The 25,603-nt window shown below is 68.7% G+C and carries 18 protein-coding genes and 3 pseudogenes; 6 read left to right on the top strand and 15 right to left on the bottom strand.

Annotated features, from left to right (window positions below; all coding sequences use genetic code 11):
• Nucleotides 1-554: 554 nt before the first annotated feature.
• A complete protein-coding gene (locus tag ACFCZ1_RS04205; protein WP_376676812.1) occupies nt 555-1,325 on the bottom strand; it encodes an ABC transporter permease in 771 nt (256 codons plus the stop codon).
• 2 nt (nt 1,326-1,327) lie between these two features.
• Nucleotides 1,328-2,278 (bottom strand): ABC transporter ATP-binding protein, encoded by a 951-nt coding sequence (locus tag ACFCZ1_RS04210; protein ID WP_376676813.1) that lies wholly within the window; start codon nt 2,276-2,278, stop codon nt 1,328-1,330.
• 233 nt (nt 2,279-2,511) lie between these two features.
• Between ACFCZ1_RS04210 and ACFCZ1_RS04215 the strand changes: the two are divergent.
• Nucleotides 2,512-3,150, top strand: a pseudogene (locus ACFCZ1_RS04215) (aminotransferase class V-fold PLP-dependent enzyme); the annotation flags it as partial.
• Nucleotides 3,151-3,679: 529 nt separating this feature from the next.
• On the opposite strand, the gene ACFCZ1_RS04220 reads toward ACFCZ1_RS04215, so the two are convergent.
• The 5 genes and pseudogenes from ACFCZ1_RS04220 to ACFCZ1_RS04240 all read right to left on the bottom strand — a co-directional run bounded on the left by ACFCZ1_RS04220 (nt 3,680) and on the right by ACFCZ1_RS04240 (nt 10,028).
• The gene (locus ACFCZ1_RS04220; RefSeq protein ID WP_376676814.1) at nt 3,680-5,107 is read right to left on the bottom strand and encodes an MFS transporter; all 1,428 of its coding nucleotides are present in this window, start codon (nt 5,105-5,107) and stop codon (nt 3,680-3,682) included.
• Entirely contained in the window at nt 5,100-6,941 is a 1,842-nt protein-coding gene (locus tag ACFCZ1_RS04225) for a glycoside hydrolase family 15 protein (RefSeq protein WP_376676815.1), read from the bottom strand. Before ACFCZ1_RS04225 ends, ACFCZ1_RS04220 begins: the two co-directional genes overlap by 8 nt.
• Before the next feature lie 318 nt (nt 6,942-7,259).
• A pseudogene (locus ACFCZ1_RS04230) lies at nt 7,260-7,447 on the bottom strand (transposase); the annotation flags it as partial.
• Between the two features lie 294 nt (nt 7,448-7,741).
• On the bottom strand, nt 7,742-8,227 hold the full coding sequence (locus ACFCZ1_RS04235; protein WP_376676816.1) for a hypothetical protein: 486 nt from the start codon (nt 8,225-8,227) through the stop codon (nt 7,742-7,744).
• A gap of 391 nt (nt 8,228-8,618) precedes the next feature.
• Nucleotides 8,619-10,028, bottom strand: a complete 1,410-nt coding sequence (locus ACFCZ1_RS04240) for a serine/threonine-protein kinase (protein WP_376676817.1) — start codon at nt 10,026-10,028, stop codon at nt 8,619-8,621.
• Between the two features lie 375 nt (nt 10,029-10,403).
• Between ACFCZ1_RS04240 and ACFCZ1_RS04245 the strand changes: the two genes are divergently transcribed.
• A complete protein-coding gene (locus ACFCZ1_RS04245; RefSeq protein ID WP_376676818.1) occupies nt 10,404-10,703 on the top strand; it encodes a transposase in 300 nt (99 codons plus the stop codon).
• Complete coding sequence (locus ACFCZ1_RS04250; RefSeq protein WP_376676819.1) at nt 10,700-11,572, top strand: IS3 family transposase; 873 nt, start codon at nt 10,700-10,702, stop codon at nt 11,570-11,572. Before ACFCZ1_RS04245 ends, ACFCZ1_RS04250 begins: the two co-directional genes overlap by 4 nt.
• Nucleotides 11,573-11,735: 163 nt before the next feature.
• On the opposite strand, the gene ACFCZ1_RS04255 is transcribed toward ACFCZ1_RS04250, so the two are convergent.
• On the bottom strand, nt 11,736-12,254 hold the full coding sequence (locus tag ACFCZ1_RS04255; RefSeq protein ID WP_376676820.1) for a MarR family winged helix-turn-helix transcriptional regulator: 519 nt from the start codon (nt 12,252-12,254) through the stop codon (nt 11,736-11,738).
• 163 nt (nt 12,255-12,417) lie between these two features.
• On the opposite strand from ACFCZ1_RS04255, the gene ACFCZ1_RS04260 reads away from it, so the two are divergent.
• A complete protein-coding gene (locus ACFCZ1_RS04260; protein WP_376676821.1) occupies nt 12,418-13,548 on the top strand; it encodes an NADH:flavin oxidoreductase in 1,131 nt (376 codons plus the stop codon).
• A gap of 400 nt (nt 13,549-13,948) precedes the next feature.
• Here ACFCZ1_RS04260 and ACFCZ1_RS04265 read toward each other — a convergent pair whose 3' ends face one another.
• The 5 genes from ACFCZ1_RS04265 to ACFCZ1_RS04285 form a co-directional block, all read right to left on the bottom strand.
• The gene (locus tag ACFCZ1_RS04265; protein ID WP_376676822.1) at nt 13,949-15,457 is read right to left on the bottom strand and encodes a DUF4246 domain-containing protein; all 1,509 of its coding nucleotides are present in this window, start codon (nt 15,455-15,457) and stop codon (nt 13,949-13,951) included.
• 590 nt (nt 15,458-16,047) lie between these two features.
• Entirely contained in the window at nt 16,048-17,403 is a 1,356-nt protein-coding gene (gene gdhA / locus ACFCZ1_RS04270; RefSeq protein ID WP_376676823.1) for an NADP-specific glutamate dehydrogenase, read from the bottom strand.
• 765 nt (nt 17,404-18,168) lie between these two features.
• Nucleotides 18,169-18,930, bottom strand: a complete 762-nt coding sequence (locus ACFCZ1_RS04275) for an ATP-grasp domain-containing protein (RefSeq protein ID WP_376677098.1) — start codon at nt 18,928-18,930, stop codon at nt 18,169-18,171.
• A gap of 830 nt (nt 18,931-19,760) precedes the next feature.
• Entirely contained in the window at nt 19,761-19,889 is a 129-nt protein-coding gene (locus ACFCZ1_RS04280) for a hypothetical protein (RefSeq protein ID WP_376676824.1), read from the bottom strand.
• A 377-nt stretch (nt 19,890-20,266) separates the two neighbouring features.
• Nucleotides 20,267-20,917, bottom strand: a complete 651-nt coding sequence (locus ACFCZ1_RS04285) for a DUF4352 domain-containing protein (RefSeq protein WP_376676825.1) — start codon at nt 20,915-20,917, stop codon at nt 20,267-20,269.
• A gap of 811 nt (nt 20,918-21,728) precedes the next feature.
• On the opposite strand from ACFCZ1_RS04285, the gene ACFCZ1_RS04290 reads away from it, so the two are divergent.
• Entirely contained in the window at nt 21,729-21,956 is a 228-nt protein-coding gene (locus tag ACFCZ1_RS04290; RefSeq protein ID WP_376676826.1) for a hypothetical protein, read from the top strand.
• 1,294 nt (nt 21,957-23,250) lie between these two features.
• A pseudogene (locus tag ACFCZ1_RS04295) lies at nt 23,251-23,460 on the top strand (AAA family ATPase); the annotation flags it as partial.
• 108 nt (nt 23,461-23,568) lie between these two features.
• Here ACFCZ1_RS04295 and ACFCZ1_RS04300 read toward each other — a convergent pair.
• Together ACFCZ1_RS04300 and ACFCZ1_RS04305 are read right to left on the bottom strand one after the other, a co-directional pair.
• Entirely contained in the window at nt 23,569-23,943 is a 375-nt protein-coding gene (locus tag ACFCZ1_RS04300) for a hypothetical protein (RefSeq protein ID WP_376677111.1), read from the bottom strand.
• 22 nt (nt 23,944-23,965) lie between these two features.
• Entirely contained in the window at nt 23,966-24,946 is a 981-nt protein-coding gene (locus tag ACFCZ1_RS04305) for a tyrosine-type recombinase/integrase (protein ID WP_376677099.1), read from the bottom strand.
• Between the last annotated feature and the right edge of the window lie 657 nt (nt 24,947-25,603).

A 25,603-nucleotide genomic window follows, 5' to 3' on the forward strand; every position in this document is an offset into this window, starting at 1 on the left:
GGCGACCGTAGTAGCGCTCCGCGCACTCGCTCGCCGGGGAGACGCCCTCGCCGACGCCGATGAGGTTCAGCAGTTCCGCCCAGTACGAACTGGCCCGGCCGAGCGGGACAGGCCTGCCCAGCGGGCCTGCCGGGGGTAGTGGTGGTCCAGCCAGTACCGCGGCACGGCCCCGACGACGGGGAGCAGCGTCGCCTCCGCGAGGTCCCCCAGTGACACGGCCGCGCGCCGACCGAGGGGGTGCCCTGCGGGAACCATCAGCACGCGGCGCTGGGTGAGCACGAGGGGGCCGCACCATGTCCGGTTCGATCACCGGGTGCTCGCGACCTGGAGGTGGACCTGGCCGCGCCGGATCGGCCCGAACGGATCGGAGACCCGACGGATCGGAGAGCTGCACCTCCTGGATCTCGACCTCGCAGTCTGGATAGCAGGTACGGAACGTCTCGGTCCCCTCGCACCACCCACCCGGTCACTCTCCCGCCGCCGCCCCCCGAGCGGGCCGCGGCCGACCGAGGGCCCCCGACCTGCGCTTGCGCTGGTCGGGCGGCCTTCGATCGTCAGGCGTCGTTGCGCTTGAGGGTGTAGTAGCCGCCGGCCAGGGAGGCCGTCGCCCAGAGCGCCATGATGGCGAGGCCTGCCCATGGGCCGTACGGCGGCCCGTCCGCTTGCTGCACCACTTGCATGACGCTCGTGCCCGCCTGGTCGGGAAAGAAGTAGCCGACCTTCCTGGTCGCGGGCACGAAGTTGAAGATCGGCGCGATCATGAAGAAGTAGGCCATCAGGACGCTGAGGGAGAGCACCGCCTTGCGCAGCATCGTGGCGACTCCGACTGCGAACAGCAGCATGAGCGTCAGGTACACCCCGGCGCCGGTGACCGCCCGCAGCACCCCGGGGTCGCCGAGGGAGGCGCCGTGGTCGCCGAGGAGCGCCTGGCCGACGAAGAACGTCGTGATGCTGGTGGCCATGCCCACGGCCAGCCCCGGTAGGGCGGCGGCCGCGGCCTTGGCGAAGTACATCAGGCCGCGCTGCGGCACGGCGGCGAGCGTGGTGCGGATCATCCCCGTGCCGTACTCGCTGGTGACCACCAGCACGCCGAAGGTGATCACCGCTAGCTGACCGAGGCCCATGCCGATGAAGCTGGTCATCACCGGGTCGAAGGCGGCCTGTTCCGCGGCGTTGAGGGTGTCGAACTCGCCGCCCAGGATGACGCTCAGGAGCGCACCGAGGCCGATGGTCGAGAAGAACGCGGCCGTCAGCGTCCACATCGATGAGCTGATGGTCCGGATCTTCGTCCACTCCGCCCAGAGGACGGCAGTGGTTGCGGCCATGGTCATGACTCCTTCCCGGTGCGGGAGAGGGCGAGGGGGGCGTCCGTAGTGGCGCCGGCCCGGTACTCGAGCGAACCCGCGGTGAGCCGCATGAACGCCTCCTCCAGCGAGGCGCGCTGCGAGCCGATCTCGAGCAGCGGGATCCGGTGGGCGGCGGCGAGTTCGGCCAGCACCTCGGCGTTGCCGTCCTGGATCTCGAAGGCCCCGTCCCCGGTGAGGACCGGCACGATCCCCTCGTCGGCGAGGACGTCGAGCAGCCGCTCCGGCTGGGTGGTGCGCAGCCGGACGACGGAACGGGAGTTGTTCTCGATGAAGTCCGCCGTGGAGGTGTCGGCGAGCAGCCGGCCGCGGCCGATGACGATCAGGTGGTCGGCCGTCAACGCCATCTCGCTCATGAGATGGCTGGAGACGAAGACCGTACGACCCTGGGCCGCCAGTTGTTTCATCAGGTTGCGGATCCAGAGAATGCCCTCGGGGTCGAGTCCGTTGACGGGCTCGTCGAGCACGAGCGTCTCGGGGTCACCGAGCAGTGCGGCGGCGATGCCGAGGCGCTGGCCCATGCCGAGGGAGAAGGCGCCCGCGCGCTGGTGGGCCACGTCGGCGAGTCCGACTGTCTCCAGGATCTCTCCGACCCTGCGGTCGGGGATCCTGTTGGAGCGCGCCAGCCACAGCAGGTGGTGATAGGCCGTGCGGGCGGGGTGAAGGGCCTTCGCGTCCAGCAGCGCGCCGATCTGCTTCATCGGCTCGCGCAGGTCGCTGTAGCGCTTGCCGCCGATGGTGACGCTGCCACCGGTCGGTCGGTCCAGGTCCAGCATCATGCGCATGGTCGTCGTCTTGCCCGCGCCGTTCGGGCCCAGGAAGCCGGTCACCGCGCCGGGGCGCACGGTGAACGTCAGGTGGTCGACGGCGATTTTGTCCCCGTACCGCTTGGTAAGCCCACATAACTGGATCACACGCCGCAATATATTTCGCGTGCGTGCCGTGAATGAGATCTATGTGGATGTCTATCCAGAGATGCTCCCCGGGTGACAGGGGTGAGAGGAGGGGGATCCCTCACGGGCGGTTTCCTCAGCAGGGGGCGCGCAAGGGTTTGTGACGGCACGTCGGCGGCCGTGGCGAGTCGGCGGGTGTGCGCTTCACACTCCCTTCCACGCACGCGCCGTCGTGCGGCTTCCGTGAAGCCGTCGTGAGGAACTCTGCGTGCGAGAGGCCCGCGGCACAGCCTGGCCGTGCCCCCCACACAGCTCCAGCAGGGCCCGCCGCTGCTGACAATTTCGCGGCGGCCGACCATGCCCAGGATGTCGCCAGCGGGACCCACTCGATCCGGTCCCGCCCCAAGATCTGTGCCTACACATCCCGCCCTGGGCGGCGGGCCTATCCACCTCGGCTACAACGCCACCACGCCCGTCGATCCCCGAGTCGCCGACACGGCACTCCCCTACCTCGGCGCCCAGTTCGGCAACCCCTCCGGCGCATCGTCACGCAGAGCGCCGAACACCCCGGCGTCCTGGAAACCTGCCGCGCACTGGAACGCCTCCATGGCATGGACGTCACCCACCTCCCGGTCGACCACGAAGGCCGAGTCCACCCGGCCACCCTGGCCGCCGCCCTCACCGAGCACCCCGTGCTCGTCTCCGTCATGGCGGCCGACAACGAGACCGGCGCCCTCCAGCCGATCACGGAACTGGCCCGGATCACCCGGGCTCACGGCGCGCTCTTCCACTGCGACGCGGCCCAGGCCATCGGCAAGATCCGCACGAACGTCGCTGAGCTGGGCGTAGACCTGCTGACCGTCGTCGGCCGCAAGATGTATGCGCCCAAAGGCGTCGCCGCCCTCTACATCCGCACCGGCACCCCCCTCGAACCCCTCGTCTACGGAGGCGGCCAAGAGCACGGCCTGCGCGTCGGCACCCGAAGCAACCCGGCAGGCGAGGCCGGACTCTTCACTACAGCGCGCGCTCGTAGGAGACCGTGGTTTCCGGGCAGTCTTCCACCAGCCCCAGCAGCGCTTCGCGCTCCTCCTCGTCCGCGGCCAGGTCCCAGCGCAGCGTGGTCGCCACCCGTTCCGCGGCGTACTGGCAGTGGTAGCCCCCGGCCGGCGGCAGCCACTGCGCCGGGTCCTTGTCCGCCTTGCTCCGGTTCGACTTCGCCGTGACCGCGATCAGCGTCAGCGGGGACGCCTGGTCATTCGCGTACGCCTCCCGGCGGAAAGCGTCCCAGGCGCAGCCGCCGGCACACCCGTCAATGGAGCTCGGGAGGTAGTGCGGTCAGCGCCTTCCTGGAGGTGCGCTGCTTAGTCGCAGGACGGGGATGCCAGCGATGTCTTCCATGGTCAGGTGGATGCGCCCGCTCCCTCACCCATCGCCGGCCGGGTTGGGTGAGCCGTGCCGGCTGGTGGGGGCGGGGGTGTGGGGCGGGTCGTGAGGGAGGAGCACCGCGGCGGTGAGGCCGATGAGTCCGACGGCTGCGAGGGTGATCATCGCGGCGGCGTACGCGTGGCTGGTGAGGCCGGCGACGAGGATGGTGCCGGCGATCGCCGTGCCGAGGGAGGAGCCGAGGTTGGAGATGCTGCGGGACAGGCCGGAGATCTCGCCCTGCTGGTCCTCGGCGAAGCTCGACTGGACGATGTTGACCGAGGGGGTGAGCATCACGCCGAGTCCGAGGCCGATGAGGAGCAGTCCGGGTGCGAAGGCCCAGGGGCTGGGGGAACCGCCGACCACGAGGATCAGGACGACGATGCCGGCGATGGTGGTGGCGAATCCCGTGAGGATGAGGGTGCGCTGGGCTCGGCGTTTGGCGAGGCTTTCGGCTGCGAGGGAGGACACGAGGATTCCGAGGGTGGCGGCGGTGAAGATCACGCCGGTCTGGATCGCGTCGTAGCCGCGGACGACCTGCAGGTATGAGGCCACCGTGAAGGACACGCCCATGAGGAGCAGCCACTGGGTGTTCTGGGTGACGAGTCCGAGGTTGGAGGTGCGGATGCGGAACAGACTGGTGGAGAGCAGCGGTTCCTTGCCCGCACGTTCCCTGGCGCGGACCCAGCGGAAGAAGGCGAACAGGAAGAGCGCGCCGAGGACGAGAAGGGCGAGCATCAGCCAGCCGTTGTCGTCGGCGGCCAGGATGCCGGTGACGACCAGGACGAGGCCCACGGCGGACAGGACGGTGCCGACGGTGTCGAACGGGCGGGTCGGGTCCGGCGGGAGGGGGTCCTCGATGCGGCGGCTGAGGACGATGATCACGACGATCACCAGGGCCTGGAACACGAAGGCGGCCCGCCAGCCGATCGCGGAGGTGATGAGTCCGCCGATCAGCGGGCCTGCCGCGGCGCCGATGCCTCCGAGCGCCATGATCGTCCCGAATGCGCGGGCGCGTGAGGTCATGTCCGTGAAGAGCAGCGTGGTGAGGATGTAGACGGGCGGGATGAGCAGGGCCGTGCCGACGCCTTCGAGGATCGAGTTGCCCAGGATGAGGACGCCCAGGCCCGGTGCGGCGGCGCTGAGCAGTGCGCCGACGCCGTAGATGACGAGGCCGGTGAGCAGGCACCGTTTGCGGCCGTAGCGGTCGGTCAGTTTGCCGCCGGGGATCATCAGGGCGGCCATCACCAACAGGAAGATCGTGATGGCGACCTGGACACCCTGCACGGTCGTGTCGAGGTCCTCGCTGATGTCGTTGATCATCACGTTCATGTTGGAGCCGGCGAAGCTGCAGATGAACTGGGCGAGGGCGAGCGGGGCGATGACCCGTCGCAGGGCGGCAGGTGTGGCCGGGGCGGGATCAGCCATCGGTGCCGCCGCGTTCCGTCTTGTCGAGCTGCTCGTCGAGGGCGATGGCCGCGGCCACCAGGGCGAGGTGCGTGAACGCCTGGGGGAAGTTGCCGATCTGTTCGCCGGACGGGCCGATCTCCTCGGCGAACAGGCCGACGTGGTTGGCGTAGGTCAGCATCTTGTCGAAGGCGTAGCGGGCCTGGTGGAGGCGACCCGAACGGGCCAGTGCCTCGACGTAGAGGAAGCTGCAGAGGTTGAAGGTGCCCTCGGAGCCGCGCAGTCCGTCCGGGGAGGCCTCGGGGTTGTACCGGTAGACGAGGCTGTCGCTGACGAGCTCCTGATCCATGGCGTCCAGGGTGCTGAGCCAGGCCGGGTCCGTGGGAGAGAGGAATCCGACGCGGGGCATCAGCAGCAAGGAGGCGTCCAGGACGTCCGTGGCGTAGTGCTGGACGAAGGCCTGCCGCTGCTCGTTCCAGCCGCGTTCGACGATCTGCCGGAACACGGCGTCGCGCGCCTGCGCCCAGCGGGCGGTGTCGCCGGGCCGGGAGTGGAGGGTCGCGAGTTTGATGCCGCGGTCGAAGGCGACCCAGGTCATGAGGCGGCTGTAGGTGAATTCCTGCTGCCCGCCGCGGGTCTCCCAGATGCCCTCGTCGGGCCGGTCCCAGTGGTCGGCGAGCCAGTCCAGCACGTCGGCGAACGTCTTCCAGCCGCGGATTCCTCCCATCTCGCCGGCCTGGGCCAGGGCGTCGGCGGCCTCGCCGTAGATGTCGAGCTGGATCTGGTCGGCGGCCGCGTTGCCCGCCCGCACGGGCGCCGAGCCCTCGTAGCCCTCCAGGTGGTCCAGGACTTCCTCGGTCAGGTGGGGGTCCCCGTCGATGCGGTACATGATCTGAAGGGGCTCGCCCGAGGCGGTGCCGCCGGCCTCCAGGCGATCGCGCAGCCATCGGCGGAAAGCTGCGGCCTCTTCGGTGAACCCGAGGTCGGACAGTGCCCTGACGGCCAGGGAGGAGTCACGGACCCACGTGTAGCGGTAGTCCCAGTTGCGTTCGCCGCCGATCTGCTCGGGCAGCCCCATGGTGGCGGCGGCGATGGGCGCGCCGGTGGGGGCGTAGGTGAGCAGCTTGAGGGTGATCGCGGAGCGGTTGACGATGTCGCGCCACCGGCCGCGGTAGGTGGAGGAGCGCAGCCACCCGTGCCAGAACGTCCGGCACGCCTCCAGCTCCGCCCGGATGTCCTCGGGTGCCGACTCCGCCGGGGCCGCGGCGCCGCTCGCATCGGAGGTCAGGACCACGGCGGCGGTCTGCCCTGCGGTGAGGGTGCAGCGGGCGGTGAGGTCGTCATCATCCGGGTGGAGCACGAAGGGGCCGGTGACCTGCAGGTGCAGGTCGGTGCCGGGGCCGTGGAAGACCGCGGCCGCCTCCCCGGTCCGCTCCAGGGTGTGCGAGGCGCGGCCGTAGTCGAACCGCGGCCGGCAGGTCAGGCGGAAGTCCATGCTGCCCCGCACCACCCGCACCACCCTGACCAGGCGGTGCCGGTCCGTCGGGGTTCCGGTGGTCAGGGGGGTCATGAAGTCGGCGACCTCACCGACGCCGCCCGGCGCCATGAAGCGGGTGACCAGGACGGCGGTATCGGAAAGGTAGAGCTGGCGGACCACCGGCTCCTGCCCGCCGGGGAGGTGCGCGGCCAGCCGGCAGTACCCCCCGCGCTCGCTGTCGAGCAGCGACGCGAACACGCTGGGGGAATCGAACCGTGGCGTGCACCACCAGTCGATCGTCCCGTCGGAGGACACCAACGCGGCCGTCTGGAGGTCACCGACCATCCCGTGATCGGCGATCGCCGGGTAGGCGCTCAAAAGAATCTCCCGTCGTCCGTTGAAGCCGTGGCGGCGTCCGACGCCTGGACGGGAACTTCAGGGTGCGCCTGCGGGAATCATCCGGACCCGAGAGATCCGGACGCAACACACGTCCTCGCGCCCCGAGTCGGGCCCGCCTATCCGGCCGCCCGATCACACCTCCCACGAGATGCGACTCCGGCTCGTCACGCCCGCAGGCGCATTCTGCCCCGAGATGTCCGGCAAAAGCCGGATGCCGCGCGGTGAGCACACGGGATGACTCTGCGCGAGAGCCGCCGGCCGCCGCCCCCACCCGTGGCCGGGGTGGCGGACACCCCCATCGCGGCCAGTCCAGAGATCATCCGGGCCGCCCGCGACCTGGTGCCCGGCAATCTCGCGCAGCTGTCGGGCGTGACGGTGGCGGTGTCGTCCCTAGGCGCAAGGCGCAACGCGTCCAGGGGTGCGGTCCACGAGCTGCAGCCCGGTTCCAGTGCGCAGATGATCGAGCAGGGCCACCCGGGAGCAGGCCGGAGGTTTTTGAGCCTTTCGAGCCTCTTGAGGATCCCGGGTCGGCAGTCATGTACCCACGGCCGCCGGCCCGGCTCACAGGCCGTCCGGAGGGCCCCGCAGGCGCCCTCAACCGGCGACGGCACGGTGATCCGTACCCTTACCGAAGCCCTCCGGCGTGAGAGCACCACCGACCGCGAGCGCGTCCAAGGACTCGCACAACGACTGGCCGTCGCGCACGGCGAGATCCTGCGCCTACAACGCGTGATCCAGTCACAAAACCCGAGGCCGTGACGGCACTCGCCCGGCAGAGCTCACGATCCAGAACGCAATCCCAGGACACTGTGCTGCACCACACCCGAGGGAAGATCGCTCCTTCCTGAAGCCCGAGCAGTCAGCTCCACGAGACCGGCCCGGAGGTCGGCAGCTGGCTCACCAAGGACAATCGCACTGATGATCAGCTCCATCATCAGACGGTCGTACTCGTCGCCCATGTTCCGATAGCGTTCCCCATCGGCCTCCACCACAGCAGAGGCGATCCTCCTTCCACCACCAGTCACGGGGGCAAAGGACGCCTCATAGACGCCGTGACCGGTCCAACTCCGGTGCATGAAAAGGACATTGCCTTCGGCGAAGATGTTCCACTTCTCGTCCATGTCTCGGGCTCGATATCCGCGCTGGATCCGGTCCCAGTCCTCGTCAGTCCAGAGACGATCGGGCAACTGAGACACCGGCCTGGGCGTGGTAATCGGCTGGAGGCGCCGGAACGACTCTCGGGTGAGCGGGGCATCGGCAGTCATGACGTGATCCTACGGATGAACCACTCCAACAGGACAGCGGGTTGTCTCCAACAGCAACCCAGGCTGCGTCGGGCAGCGCCGGCGGCATGAACCCGGTGAGCCCGTCCTCGGCGGCCAGTTCCCTCAGCCAGTCGGTCTCCGCGGACGCGGCGAGCGGCCGGCGGACGGTCGCCAGAGCGGCGGAGGTCTCGTGCATCAGCTCAGGATATGAGCGCAGATCCGGTGCTGCTCAGGCGCCTGCACGCGTCCAGGCCAGGCAACTTCCGTGCAGCCGTCTGAGCAGTGCAGGGCTCTCCGCGCGCACAGCCCTCGGAGGGACGGCAAGCGGGTTGTCACAGAAGCGCAGTCAGAACCAACTGCGGCGCTCGCTCAAGTGGCCCCAGCCCGGCCGTCATGGCGTCGAGGTGTTATCGCTGTCCGACATGCCGTGGTCCGACAGGGCTCTCCGGGTTTTGACATCGCGGTAGCGATACGTCGCGATGGTCAGGACACACACCGCGTGGAAGAGCAACTGGAGCGTGTAGTGGCTGCGGTACATGACGCCGTCGAACCAGCCATCCCCAGCCCACGAGCCTTGTTTGTCGATCACATCCACCACGAGACCCACCACGATGACCGCTGCGGCCGCGTACCCCGTCCCGCGCGTCAGCTTTGTGGACCGCGATGTGAGTACTGCCGTCAACACCGAGATGACCGCCATGGCGACGGACAAGCCGAATCTGTTCTCGGCAGCGATCAGCCAGTTGAAGAGCAAGAACAGGACTGCGGGAAGGACGAACCGCGTCGCGATGTCCAGGCCCACAAGCAGTACGCGAAGGCGTGCCGGAGACGCCGATGTCGCACCCGGCCGTGGGGGGACCTTGTTCGCGCCGGGGGTCGAGACCACTGGCGGTGGCGGAGTCGTGCCGGGCCCTGTGGGCAGGTGGGGGCGGTCGGGTTCTGGCGGCGCGAGCTCGGGTGCGTGGTCGAGTCGTCGCAGTGCCCGGGAAAGGTCGGCGGCGTTCGGGTACCGCTTGTCGGGGTCTTTGTCCAGCAGGGTCAGCAGGAGCTCGTCCCAGGCGGACGGGATGCCGGTGGTGAGCGAACTGGGTGCGGGCGGCTCCTGGGTGAGGTGTGCGGAGAGGTAGCCCACCGTGTCGGGGGCTTGGAACGGCAGTCGGCCCGTGATCAACTCGAAGAGCAGACAGCCGAGCGCGTACTGGTCGCTGCGCGGTTCCGGGAAGCCACGCGCCTGTTCGGGCGCCATGTAAGGAGGCGTGCCCACGATGAAGCCCGTCTGCGTGAGGCGGTCCGCGGTCGCATAGGGGTCGGCCGCCCTCGCGATACCGAAATCGAGGACCTTCACCAGGCCAGAGGCAGTGATGAGGATGTTGGACGGCTTGATGTCCCGGTGCATGACTCCCATGTCGTGCGCCGCGGCCAGAGCGTCGCATATCTGCGCGCCCCATCGGGCCGTGTCCGGCAAGGGGACGGCGCCTCGGCGCAGCATCGCGTCCAGGCCCTCGCCCCGGATCAGCTCCATCACCAGGAACGGCGCCTTGTTGTCCTCAGTGCCGGCTTCGCCGAGGTCGTGGATGGTCACGATGTTGGGATGCTGCAACTGGGCGGTGATCCGTGCCTCTCGCAGGAACCTGGCGCGCGCCTCGTTGCCGCGGCTTCCACCGCCGGCGAGCAGGGAGATCACCTTGACCGCGACAGGCCGGCACAGCGTCTCGTCCAGCGCCTCCCACACTTGCCCCATGGCGCCCTCGCCGAGCTGTCGCACCAGCCGGTAACGACCTCCGAGAAGCTGGTCTCGCACCGCCGCGCCTCCCCGTCCCGAACCTTCCTGTCCCTCCCGCCGACGAACCGGCGTGATAGGGATCATGACGTGATCCCGAAGGAGATACCCCCGATACGCGGAAACCCGACACAGGGCAGGGCGATCGCCACGGCGGTCCCCCGGTCCGGATCATCCTTCCCGCCCAACTGACCGCTCTTCTGCGAAGGCCCAGACTGCCGTCCGTTCCGAGGGCTGTGCGCGGCGGAGCCCTGCACTGCTCTGACGGCTCCACGGAGGCTGCCTGACCCGGACACGGCCCGCCCTTCTGGCGTAGCCGTCTGGGCTTGATCCGCTTTGACGGACATCTGAGATCAGGGCTTCGGTCCTGGAAGGATGATGTTCATCATGGAGAGCATGGGGAAGAGGAAGGCGCGTCCTCGGCGCTCGTTCACGTCGGAGTTCAAGGCCGAGATCGTCGAGCTGTGCCGGCGGGGTGACCGGTCGGTCGGTCAGGTCGCCAAGGACTTCGATCTGACCGAGACCGCGGTCCGCGACTGGGTGAAGCAGGCCGAGGTCGACGCGGGCGAGAGGGACGGCCTGACCAGCAGTGAACGCGAGGAGCTGGCCGCACTGCGGCGGGAGAATCGCAGGCTGCGGGAGGACGTGGAGGTCCTCAAGCGTGCGACGGCTTTCTTCGCGAAGGAGACCCGGTGACGGTGCACCCGTTCATCGAGGTGGAGAAACTCGCAGGTCACAGCGTCAAACGAGCGTGTGAACTGCTCCAGGTCTCCCGGACCGCCTACTACACCCGCTGCACCGGTGCTCTTGGCCCCCGGGCGGTGCGGGATGCCGAGCTGACCGAACAGATCACGGCCGTCCATGAGCGGTCCCGCGGTACCTACGGGGCCCCACGCGTTCACGCCGTCCTGCGGAGTGAAGGTGCCGGCTGCGGACGTCGCCGGGTGGCCCGGCTGATGAGGCAGGCAGGGCTGATCGGCCGGCACAGACGGCGTCGGCATCGCACCACCACCCCCGACCCTCACGCGGTCACCCGCCCTGACCTGGTCCTTCGTGACTTCCGGCCCGACCCGGCAGCCCTGGATACCCGATGGTGCGGAGATATCACCTACATCGCCACGGACGAGGGGTGGCTCTACCTCGCCACCGTGATCGACATTGCATCCCGGCGCGTGGTCGGCTGGGCCACCGCCGACCATCTGCGGACCGAACTGGTCGCCGAGGCCCTGCGAACCGCCTGCCGGACCCGCCGTCCGTCCGGCCCGGTGATCTTCCACTCCGACCGCGGCTGCCAATACACCAGCCATGAACTCGCTGTCCTGGCAGGTGAGTTCGGTGTTCGCCTGTCGGTCGGACGCACCGGTCAATGCTGGGACAACGCCCTCGCGGAATCGTTTTTCTCCACCCTGAAGAACGAGCTGGGCGACAGCCGCCCCTGGCCCAGCCGGGCCGCTGCCCACACCGCCATATTCGAGTGGATCGAGAGCTGGTACAACTTGCAGCGGCTCCACAGCAGCCTCAACTACCGCAGTCCCGCCGAATACGAGTCCGCCCTCGCGGCCTGACCACCACACCAAAGGTGTCCGTCAAAGCGGAACAAGCTCAGTCACGGAAGAGCGGCCAGAACCCGCCACCTGGCCCGGATGGACAACACCGATGCTCGGAATCGGCCAACAGCCGCCGCGCATCGGGCGGCGCCCAGACGTGGCGAGCGGCCGGGCTCCGGTCCTATTCGTGCCGGACCGGCGGGTGGCATGCGGCGCGGGTGTCGCCTTCCTCCGTGCGCGGCCAGTACCGTCCTTCCAGGGCCTCGGCGCTGCGATTGAGCCGGACCAGGACGTCCTCCAGCTGCCGTACTTCCTCAGGGGACCAGTCGGCGACCACCCGGGCCAGGCAGGACCGGTTGACCTCACGGTCTTCGGCGAGCCGACGCCCGCCTTCAACGGTGATGCGCAGCTTGCGGGCCATGCCGCCGTCCGGGTCCGCGGCGCGCTCGGCCAGTCCGCAGCGCAGCAGTGCGGCCGTCTGGCGGTTCACGGTCGAGGTGTCGAGCCCGAAGGCCTCCGCCAACTGTCCGATGGACATGGGTCCTTGTGTGTCGATCCGGCTGAGCAGCAGGTACGCCGACCGCTCCAGGCGTTCGGGGTCGCGCTCGCGCCGGGCAAGCACCTGGTGCCGCGAGAGCAGCATCAGCTCCCGCTCCAGTTTCTCCAGCACTTCGCCTCCCCACTCCTTCCGGCGCTCCATTATCGCGGACCTGTGAACCAGCGGACCGTCGGCCCCCTGCACGGCTCGGCCTGCGGACGGCTCCGCGCGAGGGCCGGGCGGCAATATGCATGATACATAGCATGTGTACTATGCACTCCTCGTTGTCACCCGACGAGCCACAGCCTCAACCCGGAGGACCCGCATGCCCGTCACCACGTCCACCGCCTCCCGCGCGGCCGAGATCCTGTCCCGGCCCGTCAAGCTGAACGGCCTGACCGTCCCCAATCGCATCGTGATGGCCCCGATGACTCGGATGTTCTCCCCTGGCGGCGTGCCCGGCGAGGACGTGCAGGCGTACTACGCCAGCCGGGCCGCCGCGGGCGTGGGCTTGATCGTCACCGAGGGCACCTACGTCGGTCACGACTCCGCCGGGCAGAGCGACCGGGTGCCGCGGTTCCACGGCGAGGACCAGCTGGCGGGGTGGGCGAAGGTCGCCGCGGCCGTGCACGAGGCGGGCGGCACGATCGTGCCGCAGCTGTGGCACATAGGCATGGTGCGCAAGCAGGGCGAGGCACCGTATGCCGACGCCCCCGCCGTCGGCCCTTCCGGCATCCGCGTCGACGGCACCGAGGGGACCGGCAAGGCGATGACCCGCACCGACCTCGACGACGTCATCGGCGCGTTCGCCGACGCCGCCGCGGAGGCCGAACGGATCGGCTTCGACGGCGTCGAACTGCACGGCGCTCACGGCTACCTGCTCGACCAGTTCCTGTGGGAGCGGACCAACCGCCGCACCGACGCCTACGGCGGCAACGCGGTGGCCCGTACGAAGTTCGCCGCGGAGATCGTGGCCGCGGTCCGCGAGCGCGTCCCGGCCGACTTCCCGGTGATCTTCCGCTACTCCCAGTGGAAGCAGGAGGCCTACGACGCACGGCTCGCGCAGACCCCGGAGGAGCTGGAGGCGATCCTGGCCCCGCTGGCGGCGGCGGGCGTCGACGCGTTCCACGCCTCCACCCGGCGCTACTGGCTCCCGGAGTTCGAGGGCTCGGACCTGAACCTGGCGGGCTGGACCAAGAAGCTCACCGGCCGGCCGACCATCACCGTCGGCTCGGTCGGCCTCGACGGCGACTTCATCCGCGCCTTCGTCGGCGAGGGTGCGGCGCTCGGCGACATCGACAACCTCCTGGACCGCATGGAACGCGACGAGTTCGACATGGTCGCCGTCGGCCGGGCGCTGCTCCAGGACCCGCAGTGGGCGGCGAAGGTCCTCGGCAACCGCTTCGACGAGCTGAAGCCGTACGACGCGGCGGCGCTCAGGTCGCTGAGCCGGTAGCCGGAAGCCGGCAGCCGGCAGCCGTCCGGACGGCCGGTCCGAGAACGCCCCGTCACGTCGCTCCGCCGAGGTCACGGGGCGTTCGCGCTCCGGTCAAAAATCGCCGGGCCTCGCCGGTGCCACTCATCGCCAACCTGCGGAAACCAATGGGCTTGGCACTCCGCCGCATGTCCCAGCCGGAGGACGAGGGCAATGCACAAGACGCCAAGTCCAATTGCTCATGGGACAGATGCGGTGCTCAGTCACAGACGGCAGTCCGACACGGCGAGATGCCACCAGGTGTATTGCCCTGTGAGGTTGGGGACGCGGCTGGCGGGTGGTTTGCCTGCGAGCGCGGTGTGTCCGCGGTGGTGATTGTAGGAATGCAGCCAGCCGGGGAAGGCGTCGCGCCGTTCACGGTTCAGTGCTCGCAGAGGGAGAACTCCCTTTCGTAGAGCTGCTCGTTGTGTTCGTCGACGAAGAACTTCCTCTCCTTCATGAGTTCCTCGCGGTACGTCCTGGCCTGCTCGAGCGTCATGGTCGATGTGTCGGACCAGGGCTGCTGCGGCGGTACGTCGGAGGTCGAGACGATCTGCTCCGCCGGGTCGACCAGGAAGAACGCCAGGATCTTGCGGTGTCCCGGGCGGGTGGGGTCCGCGAGGCGGAACGCGTCCACGCGGTGCTGCAGGACGTTGGGAAACACCAGGCAGCGGCCCGCCGGGGTCGGTACCGAGCCCAGCACCTGGTTCAGCGCGTCCTCGTCCTGAAGGCCATATACCTCGCGCAGCCCGGCGTCGTCGTTCTGTTCATAGTGCGGGTCGTCGAGTGCGGTCCGGAATCCCAGCCGGCTCTCGGTGATGTTCTCGCTGTCCCAGTAGTAGATGCCGGTCGAGACGATCCGCTCGTTCAGCATGCCCTCGACGTGCCAGGAACCGCCGGGGTATTCGGGCTCGTCCGGGGTGAGGTGGACGGTGGCGAGCTTGACGATGACCTGGAGCCGGCGGCCGCGCAGGTCGACCCGGGCGGAGGCGTCGGGCAGTGCAGGCGGGATGAAGGCCGGGGCGTCCGGGACGATCGGGCGGCGGTTCTCCCACCAGGCCTCATAGGCCTCTTCCCACGCAGCGCGGGCATCCATGTAGGTCTCGTTGTCACTGTAGGACGACTGGCGCGGATACTCCGGTTCCGAGTCGTACCAGCCGTAGGGATCGGCCTCGATCCGCAGGGGCCGCGGGTGCCGCAGATCGGTGAGCACGTTCTCGAACAGGGGGCGCAGGCGCGCGAACACGTCCGGCAGGACGGACGCCAGTGCACGATGCGCCTCGGGGTGGACGTTATTGACGTACGAGCGGAAGGCGACGGCCCCGTCGTCACTGACGTCGACGTCCGTGGGCAGCCACTGGAACCTCTCCGAGAACTCGTACTTCGAGTAGTGGTTCGTCGGGTTCTGCCAGGCCCGCTCGGGCCCTCCGCTCGCCTCCCTCACCAGGCAGAACAGTGAGGGGTGCACGAGATCCAACACCTGGCCGTCGGATCCGGGATGCCAGTCCCGCTCCGCTTCGGGCACCTGTTCCAGGACCCGGACCGCCTCACGCAATCGGGACCTGAGCTGCTCGTCGACGAGGGTGTCCGACTGCCAGACCCCGTCGACCGCGGACACCTCGATGCCAGTGCGCGCGTCCCGCAACGCGGCGTAGTGCCCCAGCTCGGCGAGAATGTAGCGCACCTGCGCTTCGGTCAGGCCCTGCGCCACCGCTTCCTGCGTCCACCTGGCGACGATGTCGGCGTCGTTCATCTTGTCGAACCACACGGGCTTGGCGCGCAGGTGCGAGCTGCACTGCATCATCTGCAGCTCCCGCAGCGTCCGGGGCGTCGCGAACGCCGGGGAACGGGAGGTCTGGAAGGGCAGCGGGAAGGCGGACAGGCCGGTCACTTCTGGTGGTCCTCACGATCGGTGTGCGGTGCCCGGAAGAATAGCCCGGCCCACTGACACCAAAGCCGCGGCCCCCGAGCCGGGACGACCATCGCGGTCGCCCCCCGCCCGGGAGCCGGACACCGTGGAATGTCCGGCTCCCGGGACCGCGCGGGTCAGGCGTTGTCGCCGGTGAGGCCGGCGTGCACCTCGCAGGCGGCAGCCACCAGGCTCTTCCAAGCACGCACTTGTCCCGGGCCAGCCGCGGGCTTTCAGGCCCCCGGTCGGGGTTGACCCCCAGCCGGCCGGCGCCTCCTTGTCGACCTTGGCCAGGATCCTCTTGCATTCGGCGGCCCAGCGGCGGCGGTGAGCAGGGAGCCCGATGACGTGAGCCGGGCCGTGCAGGGCCGCGCGAACCCCTCCTCGGAGTGAGGGGTCGGCGGCCTCCCCCACTGCCCCGCGTCCGGCGCCGGAACCAGCCCGGACCCGGCCGCCCGCCCACCTACCCACCGCGGCGTCGGGGCGGGTGACGACCGTCTCCGTCATCTCGAACTCCCACGAGCGCGGCAGGCCGCCCGCCCGGCTCATCCGAGCGCGGCGTGATCGTCGGATCAGATGACGCCCTGCGCCAGCATCGCGTCCGCCACCCGCTCGAAGCCGGCGATGTTCGCGCCGGCGACGTAGTCCCCCGGGGCGCCGTACCGCTCGGCGGTCTCGTACGCGACGGCGTGGATCGAGCGCATGATGGCGGCGAGTTCGTCCTCCACCCGCTGCGCGCTCCAGGCCGTCCGGCCGGCGTTCTGGCTCATCTCGAGGGCGCTGACCGCTACCCCGCCCGCGTTGGCGGCCTTGCCGGGCCCGAACGCGACCCCGGCCTCCTGCAGGATCCGTACGGCCTCGGGGGTGGTCGGCATGTTGGCGCCCTCGGAGACCGCTTTGACCCCGCCGGCGACGAGCGTACGGGCGTCCTGCGCGTCCAGTTCGTTCTGCGTGGCGGAAGGGAAGGCGATGTCCGCCGGCACTTCCCAGACCCGCCCACCGGGCACGAACCGCGCCGAGGATCCGCGCCGTTCCGCGTACTCGCTCACGCGCCCGCGCTCGACCTCCTTGACCTCCTTGAGCAGGGCCAGGTCGATGCCCTTGTCGTCGACGACGTAGCCATGGGAGTCCGAGCAGGTCAGCGGGTTCGCACCAAGCTGCTGGAGCTTCTCGATCGTGTACAGCGCGACGTTGCCGGAGCCGGAGACCACCGCTGTCAGCCCCTCCAGCGACTCGCCCCGGACCGCCAGCAGCTCGGCGGCGAACAGCACACTGCCGTAGCCGGTCGCCTGCGGCCGGATCGCGGAGCCGCCCCAGCCCTGGCCCTTGCCGGTGAGGACGCCGGCCTCCCAGCGGTTGGTGATGCGCCGGTACTGGCCGAAGAGGTAGCCGATCTCACGGCCGCCGACACCGATGTCCCCGGCGGGCACGTCGGTGTGCTCTCCGATGTGCCGGTGCAGCTCGGTCATGAAGGACTGGCAGAACCGCATGACCTCGGCGTCCGACCGGCCCTGCGGGTCGAAGTCGCTGCCGCCCTTGCCGCCGCCGATCCCGAGGCCGGTCAGGGCGTTCTTGAAGATCTGTTCGAAGCCGAGGAACTTCACCACGCCGATGTCCACCGACGGGTGGAAGCGCAGACCGCCCTTGTACGGTCCGAGCGCACTGTTGAACTCGACGCGGTAGCCGCGGTTGACGTGGACCCGGCCCCGGTCGTCCTGCCACGGGACGCGGAAGACGATCTGCCGCTCGGGCTCGGTGAGCCGCTCCACGAGGGCGACGGCCGGGTCGGCGTACTCGGGCCGGGCGGTGAAGACGGGGGCCAGGGTCTCGAGGACCTCCCGTACCGCCTGGTGGAACTCGGGCTGCGCGGGATTGCGGCGCTCGATCTCGGCCCGCAGTGCTTCCAGCCTGTCCTTCGAGTCCTTCACGTGTGTCCCTCCAGGCAGTGCGCGGTGCGCCGTCTACGGCAGGTCCTTGGTGTCCGCGGGCCGCGCGTGCCGGTCGTTTCCAGTGCGGCACGCTCCGAACAGGCGCGTTCGGAAGTTCTTCCGGAGCGCGGCCCGTTTGCGGAGGCTACCGCGCACGGCGCTGCTCCGGAGAAAGCTTCTCCCCAGCGGATAAAAACGTCCCGCACGCCGGTGTTTCGCCCGCTGCGGGACGATCGCTCTGGCGGCGATGACCGAAACCCTCATGTCGGGCCTCGCGGGACGCTTCACGACCTTGTCACCCACAACCGGGCAGACGACGAAGGCGGCATTTCCAAGGCGGCCGGCACCATCACCCGGAACGGCGGGGCCATCCGGGAGAACCGGCCGAACAACTGCTCTCCGGCCCGTGCAGTAGTGGTAGTGGTAGTGGGCTGGCTCCCACGGGCCGCCCGCCGTCGGCACGCCGAGGTGTCAGGCCGTTCGGGACGGAAGGCGGTCGGCTTCATCCCGAGCGTGTCGGGGTGGAGGGCGACGCCTCTGCGTTCACCGGGGAGGCTGGGACCGAAGACGGCTGGTGCTCGATGACGGCTGGTGCTCGATGACCGGCAGGCCGACATGGGAGCGACCGGCAACGGCGCGGCGGCGGATGGCCGTTGATCCTCGGGATCTGCGTAGGTGGTGCACAGTAGCTGTCACCAGATCGGCACGGCACCGGGCACCAATCGTAGGGTCGGCACGGTTGTTGTCACTGATCACGCCGACACTTCAGCCGGCGAGGTGAGCGTCCCCGATGTTCCGGCAGAACCGGCTGTCTCGCTCAGCCATCTGCGTCCGCGGACCGGCTGAGCGCAGGACGACGTCCAGGACCCGATCAGGATCGGCGGCATAGCTGTTGCTGAACCACGCCATGTTCGCCTCGACCACCGCCCACTCGTCGGTGGCGCCGTGCTCAGGTGTGGCCAGGAGCCCGATGTCCACCACCACCGCGCTGGGCAGGCCACTGCCGCACGTGGCCAAGAGATCATCCGCGAACTCCAGGACAGCGTCTTCGTAGCGGTGCCCGTCCAGCCGCTCGGCGTCGAGACGGCCGAAGGTGGCGTACTGCGAACCCGTGCGGACCTCGCCGTCCAGGAGGTACAGGCGAAACTCCGCTGCCCAGGTCACCACGTCGCTGATCTGTACTGGCACGTCCAGTGACAGCTCCGGCCCTGTCGGGAGGCAAGTACCGCTGGCGTAAACGGCGGCCGGGAAGCTCTTGTCACTCGGCGGCTTGACGAACGCCGGTCGGGACAGACAGCGCGCCTCGCCCAGGCTCGCCATGGCAATGCGCCGTCCGGTGTACTCGTAGGGCAATGTGGCCAGCCAGTCGTCCGACGGCTCCAAGAGCGCGACCTCAAGGGCATCCGCGACGCGAGCCGCGAAAGCGGGGCCGCCATAATAGTGGCCACCACGCCTCCCCATGGCAGTGCCCGCACCGCCATGGGCGGGAAGTACTTCCACATCCATCCCCCGCCGATGGGCCGACATCGAGAGCAGCTCGGATGTCGTGGTGTATTGCGGCGCCAGCGCCAGGAAACCATGCTTCGTCACGATCGCTGACGATGCCACCGATTCGGCCGAACAGTCCACAGCGTTCGGGCCCACACCTCGGGGCACCCAGCCGACCAAAGGACTCACTGGCGCTCGGTCTTACCCGGAGCGGTGATCATCGGCCGTTGGTGTCAGGCCATTCGATCCGGTGGCATCTATCGCGACCACGCAGCGATCGGAGCCGAGTCGTCGATCTTGGTGAATCGAAACCGGAACCGACTCCTCAAGCCTCGCCAGCACCCGAGCCCGAGCCGAACAGACCGCAGCGGGCTGACACCCCTGAATCCGTTGGACTGCTGGTCATAGCACCTGTCAGGCTCCGACTCGTGGAGATACTCGATGTCCTGACCGACATGGTGAAAACGGCCCGCCTGGGCCCGGACCCTTGCTTGACCACCCCGACGACTTCCACGTCGCCCTGCACCGGAACCTCGTCGTCCTGGCCGGGCATCATGCGGCACATCTCGGATATCTGCTGGTGGCCAGCGGCGGACCTGCGGCCCGTCAGGCTTTCTGGGATGACGTCTCGGTACCGGGCAGAATCGACCCGGTCGCTCTCCGCGCGCTGCGAGACCTGATGACCGCAGACGGCTGCGGGTCCCAACCGGCCCGATAGCCGCAGATCAGGCGCACCAGCCGACATAGTCCACCTCCCCAACACGGCCGGCCGACATAGTCCACCTCCCCAACACGGCGGCCCAGCGGTCGCCGGGCTGGTTGATCAGGTCCTCGAAGTCCACGCTGGGGTGACGGCAAGGCCAGAAGTCTCACGCCGCGCCGTCCGGAGCCTTGGCCCACATCGTCGGCCTGCCACCGTGCCACATGATCGGCGGCCAGTCCCCTTTGCGAGCCAGCCTGCGCAGGAACTCGACCACATCTCCTATCGAGAAGTCCACACCGAGTATCGAGTCAGCCCTGCGGATGTGGGGTCACCCTGCGGCCGCCGGTCGGAGTAACCGGGTGGACGGTGACGTGGGTCTGATCGGATCGACCGTGCCTCCAGCCTGAGCGGGCCGGCTATTCGTGCGTGCACGCCTCGACCTCGTCTGCGGGAGCCCGACGCACGGCGTCCCGGTCCGCCAGCAGGCAGCACGCGAGCCTCTTCCTCACGCGTTGAGAAGATACGTCGAGGTCCCGACTTTTGTCCGCGGACAAAAGTCGGGGAGCCTCGACGCACTCGGCGAGCTGGCTGCAACGATCCGAGGGGTGCAGCCGAGGTTCGAGGTGCGCCCTACCCCGTGTGGCCGGGGGCAGGGCGCACGCGCTCCTTCACCTAGGAGACGTCGGCGCGGAAGCTCTCCCGGCTGATCAGCCCGTCCTGGTAGGTCACCGTCTTTGCGGTGAAGTCGCCCTTGCCGGTGATGATGCCGGTGACGTTCTCGCCTGGAGCCAGCTTCACGGTGTCGATCTGGTTCTCGTCGACGGCGAGCTCTGCCACGTGCTTCGTGCCGTTGGTGTCGGTGATCGCGAAGTACAGCGGATTGACGCTGATCTCCTTGCCGCTGTTGTTGGTGACGGTGACCGACACGCTCGTGTAGTCGCCCTGCGCCAGGATGCTCGGCTTGAACGTTGCCTTCGTGGCCGTGACGACGACCGCGGCCTTCTTCTCCGGCTTTGCGGACGACGGAGCAGGCTCCGGAGCCTTCGCCGGAGCTGAGGAGGTGGCAGCCGACGCCGCGGCCGGTTCCTTCCCCGCCTTGTCGGTACTCCCTCCGCCGACGGCAGCGCCGAGCGCGGCGAGGAGAACGACGACACCGACCACGCCGAGACACGAGAATCCGACGATCTTCCCCGCGCTGGACTTCTTCGGCTGCGGCTGCGGCTGCGGCGGGTAGCCATAACCAGGCTGCGGCTGGCCGGGCGGCGGGTACCCGTATCCCGGCGGGGGCTGCTGGCCGGGCGGCGGCGGAAACTGGTTGGACACGAAAACCCCCACGGGACTGGTGCGAATCAAGTCACCGTATGGGCCTGGGCGCGCGAGCGAGCAGGTATGTCCGAACCGTGACATTCGAAGGTTCAACTACCTGTCGCTAGTGACGTCTGGGGCGGACATCCGCCTTCCGCGCTCGGGCTTTGACGGCGCAGCCGAAGGAGCCGAGAGCAAGCAGGGCCCCTGTCACGAGATCGCCGATGACGCTGGCGCCGTCCGCGCCTTTGGCTGCACTGATCAGGCCTGCGATGGACAGGTGGCCGAGGAGGGTGGCGAGGATGATCCAGAAGGCTCACTGCAAGCCCCCAGCAGTAGGGCGGATTGGTGGCGCCAAGCTAGCGGGTGCTGGTGAGTCCCGCGTTGTTGGGGCCAGCGATCCGGAACTGCCCCTGCTATATGCCTACCGGCCGCCGCATCCGCGTGCCTATGGTGTGGCTCCGGACCATCCCGGGCCCAGCGCCCTCCCGGCTCCCCACGGGAGGGTCGCCGCGCGCCTACTGCGCGGGCAATCGCATGCCGATCCGGGCTTGGAGTACGCCCGCAGCCAGCCGTAGATCCTCGTCGGCGTTCTGGGTACGGACACTGCTGACGCGGTGCGTCACAACACAGGCAAGTTGCCTGGAAGGTCGACGGCCCATGCACTGGACATAGGGCGTGATCTTCGAGCCGTCTGGTGTCGGCCACTCCTCTGCCACGGCGGGGTGCTGTGCCCGGTGCTCTCCGCAAGCGACTGCATCCTTTGGACTACTGTGTTTTCGGCCCTGCGGAGGACGATCTTGCGGCACAGCCGCGAGAGGGTTGATCCGTGCGAACAACCATCGGATACACCGTCGAAAGCATCGGCTACGTCGTAGGAGCCCAGGGGCTTGTCAGCTTCGCTTCGCAGACCATCTTCGGCACGGAGTGGGGCTGGATGCACAAGGTCGTCGACCTTCCGTCCACCGCTTACCTCGGCATCGTCGCCGTGGGGCTGGCGCTCATCGTCGGCGGGGTGAAGGCGCGGAAGGCGCCCGAGCGCCGGGAGGTCGCCTGACCGGCGGGCCTTTCAGCCCGCGACTCCCAGTTCGTGAGCTGCGTCGGAGCGGTCCGCAGGGGTCGAGAGCTGAGCAAGGGCATGGAGGTTTGCCAAGCCGGCCAGAACCGGCGCTCCGCGGACTTCATCCAGACTGTCAGCCGGGCGAACATCGTCATCGTCGGGGAGGCGTGACGCTCGCGCAGCGGGGCGTCCACGTAGACGGCGAGGGCATCGCCGTACTCCTCGTCGTAGGCCCACAGGATCCGTCCCGCACAGCCGGTCTGAAGCCACAGCGGCCGCAGGAAGCAGGGGTCCTCGCTGCCGCCGGGCATGGTGCCGACCAGACCGGCGCCCCGCTCCCCGGCCGTCCAGTTGGCGACCGCGCCGCAGTCGGCGCAGGTGAGAGGCGGGGTTGGAAGAGCAGGGCGCTGAAGTATTTCGGCGCTGCGAGGCCGGGTCGCGGTACGACGTGCGCGCGGCCACCGCACCTCGGGCAGACCACGAGGACCCGGCTGGTGAACTGGACGAGCCAAGTGCCGTGGTCGGAGTGGCGGACCGGTTCGGAGCTCATGACGGACACGCTGCCACGTGTTGCGGAGTGATCGCCCTGGCGGGGTGGCTTTGTCGGTCAGTGGCGGCTCTGGTCCACTTCCTGTGGTCGCGTACATAGCGTGACTGTTGATCTTCGGCGGATGCCGTGCGATGTCGCCCGGAAATCGCCTGCGGTGAGTGGGGGCTGGACGACCCTCGGCGTGAACGAAGTACGGATAAAGCTCGAAGAGGTACTGCTCGCATCGGTTGAGGGCGTCCACGTGGTGGCGGTCGAGGCGGCGGAGGCCTGTGTCCGGGTGGAGGCCCGGTCCACGACGGGCGGGGCGTTCTGTCCGAGCTGCGGACGGTGCTCAGCGCGAGTGCACGGTTCGTACCTGCGGTTTCCGCGTGATCTTCCGGCTGCCGGCCAACGGTGCGGCCCTGCTGGTCACTGATCGTGGTGGTCTTGATCGTGTTCTGCCTGCGCTTGCCGGAGATGAAGGCCCGGCGCCCGGGACAGTGCGCTTTCGGGCGGCGAACCTGGGTCTCGGTTCCGTCGATTCGCAATGTGATGTTCTCGGCCACCGCATAGGAGCACGTCCGCCAGAGTCCGCAGCCGAGTACCAGGCCGGTCAGGCACCGCGAACCCGCGCTCGGCAAGCAGCGGGCGAATCTCGCTGATGGCGCGGCCGATGGTGGAGGAGCTCACCTTGTAGACGAATAGCTCAAGAAGAGCCAGCCGCTCTGCCTGATCGGCAACTCCGGAACCGGAAAATCCCACATGCTGATCGCGCTGGGAACCGAGGCAGCGATGGCCGACTACCGGGTCTGTACTTGCGACGAAGCTGGTCAACGAGCTCGTCGAGGCCGCCGACGAGAAGCAGCCGACCAAGACGATCGCCCGCTACAGCCGCGTCGACCTCCTCTGCATGACGAACTCGGCTACATAGAACTCGACCGCCGTGGCGCCGAACTCCTCTTCCAGGTCCTGACCGAACGCGAGGAGAAGAACAGCGTCGCCATCGCCTCCAACGAGTCGTTCGGCAAAGCGCACATGTTCCGGCGAACCCGTGCGAGGTGGTGCCGAAACTTCACGGGTTCAAGTAGATGGGGAGGCCATCTCGGTCACCGCGTCAGGGATCAGGGCAATCAGCTGCTGAGACCAGCAGTCCGACTGCTGTGTCGCGACCTCCGCTCCGCAGTTGCCGCAGACGAGGTTGGGGCCGTCCAGGCCGTCGAGTCCACAGCATCCGTTGCGGCGCCTGGGGTCAGGGTGTCTGGTCACCCCCATGATGTCGTCGGGGTTCAGGACCAGTGCGCCAGTGTGGGAACTGACCGCATACGACCCATGCGCCAGAAGCGGTGGCAGGAATCTGTGTCCCGGGGCTTCCTCGATGACCGGCGGCGGCATCGGCACTTTCCGGAGATCAGGACTGATCCGCTGCTGACAGTTGGTGCAAGAGAAGGCGCTCATGCCCGCAATTCTGTACGAGTTTTCAGCGCGGCTTCCTGGTATTTCGGCTGCCATCCGGAAGGGGGAGCCGCCCCTCGTCGACGTGATCGGCGAGATAGATCATGGTGGCCTCGGGGTCCATGCCGAACGCGGCGGCGACGAGCTTGGGGCCCATGGTGTTGACCAGGTCGAGCAGTCGAGTGCAGCGGATCATGCGGGGCGGGAAGCCGCAGGCGTCGAGGACATGACTGACATGGGCGGTGGACGCCGGGCCCCGGCCGGACTTCGTCTGGCGGGTGACCATCACATGCGGGTTGTCCGTCTTCTGGTCTTCGCGGTGGGCCAGGCAGCGTTCCACTGCCGCCCAAGACGGCGGATCCAAAGGAACCGGATGCGGGCGGTCGCCGAGCCGGACGGTGCGGGCGCGAAAGTCGAGGTCAACGGCCTGCAGCATCTTGACCTCGCGGCTTGAGGCGCCATGCAACAGGGCGAGCATGCCCAGCAGGGCTTCGTGCGGGTGGACGGCCGGATCCGTTGTCCAGCGGCGGAACAGCACACGTTGCTGGTCAAGCGTCAGCGTCGCACCGGTGAAGCCGCTCGGTCCTCGGGCTGTCAGACCTTGGGCGGGATCGATGAGGACGATCTTCCGGGAACGAGCGAAGCGGAAGAACTGCCCGAGCACCACCAGCCGACGCTTCCGGGCCTTGGGCGAGCCCGCCAGGAAAGCTTCGAGATCGTGCACGTCGGTCAGTGCCCAGTCCCGTTTGCCGCGCTCACCGACGAGGAACAGGGCGAGGTCACGCACGATGGCAAGCGCGGCTTCGATGGTGGCATCGGTGCGGGGCAGCGTTCCGGCACGTCGGGATCGTTCACGCGAACGGATCACGAAGTCGGCGAAAGCCTCCACTGCGGGTTGCAGGGGGTCGGGGACCGCGAGGATGCGGCGTTGTCGGCGGCCGACCGCGAGCCGCTCGGCCTGATCGGTGGCCATGGCCAGACCGCGACTGGTGAAGAAGGTCTCCAAAGCACGAGCGAGGGAGCCCATCGAGCGGCCCGGGCAGCGGGAGCGTTCGAGTACGGACTGGGGGAGGTTGGGCTGGCTGTCCAGGAGAAGCCGCCCGAGGGAAGTGATCACCGTGCAGGCCCGGCCGACGGAGTACTTGGCGGCGAGATCTGTCGTGAAGTCCTGAAGCCAGTCGGGGGGAGCGTCGAGTTCGGCGATGAGGTTATCGGCTCGGACGAAGGGGCGGTCGGGGTGGCGCTGCCAGCAGGCCGAGCACAGTCCCAGCCCTGCGTGTTTCCGTACTCTGCCGCATTGCTCGCAGGCACGGGGTGGCTGTTTGGCCTGCCGGGGTCGCGAGCAGTGCCCGCACCAGCCGGTGTCCTTGCGCAGATATCCGGGCCAGCTGCAGCGTGGGCATGGATCCTTGGCGGCGTCGCGTTCGGACTCCCGCATGCAAGTGCGGCAGAGAGCCGAGGATTTGCTCGGCACCGGGTGTCCGCATGCGGTGCATACGCGTGAGCAGGTGATGCACCGGCCGGTGTCTGCTTGGAGGACGCGCTGCTGGCCGCACCGGGGACAAGCGGACCGGGTCGCGGCCTCTTTCTGTTGGGCAGTGCAGCGGCAGCAGTAGTGCCGGTCGATGAAGCCGACCGGGGCTCCGCAGCCGGTGCAGTCGCT

The organism is Streptomyces sp. NPDC056224 (assembly GCF_042267665.1).
In the GTDB taxonomy this organism is placed as follows: Bacteria; Actinomycetota; Actinomycetes; order Streptomycetales; family Streptomycetaceae; genus Streptomyces.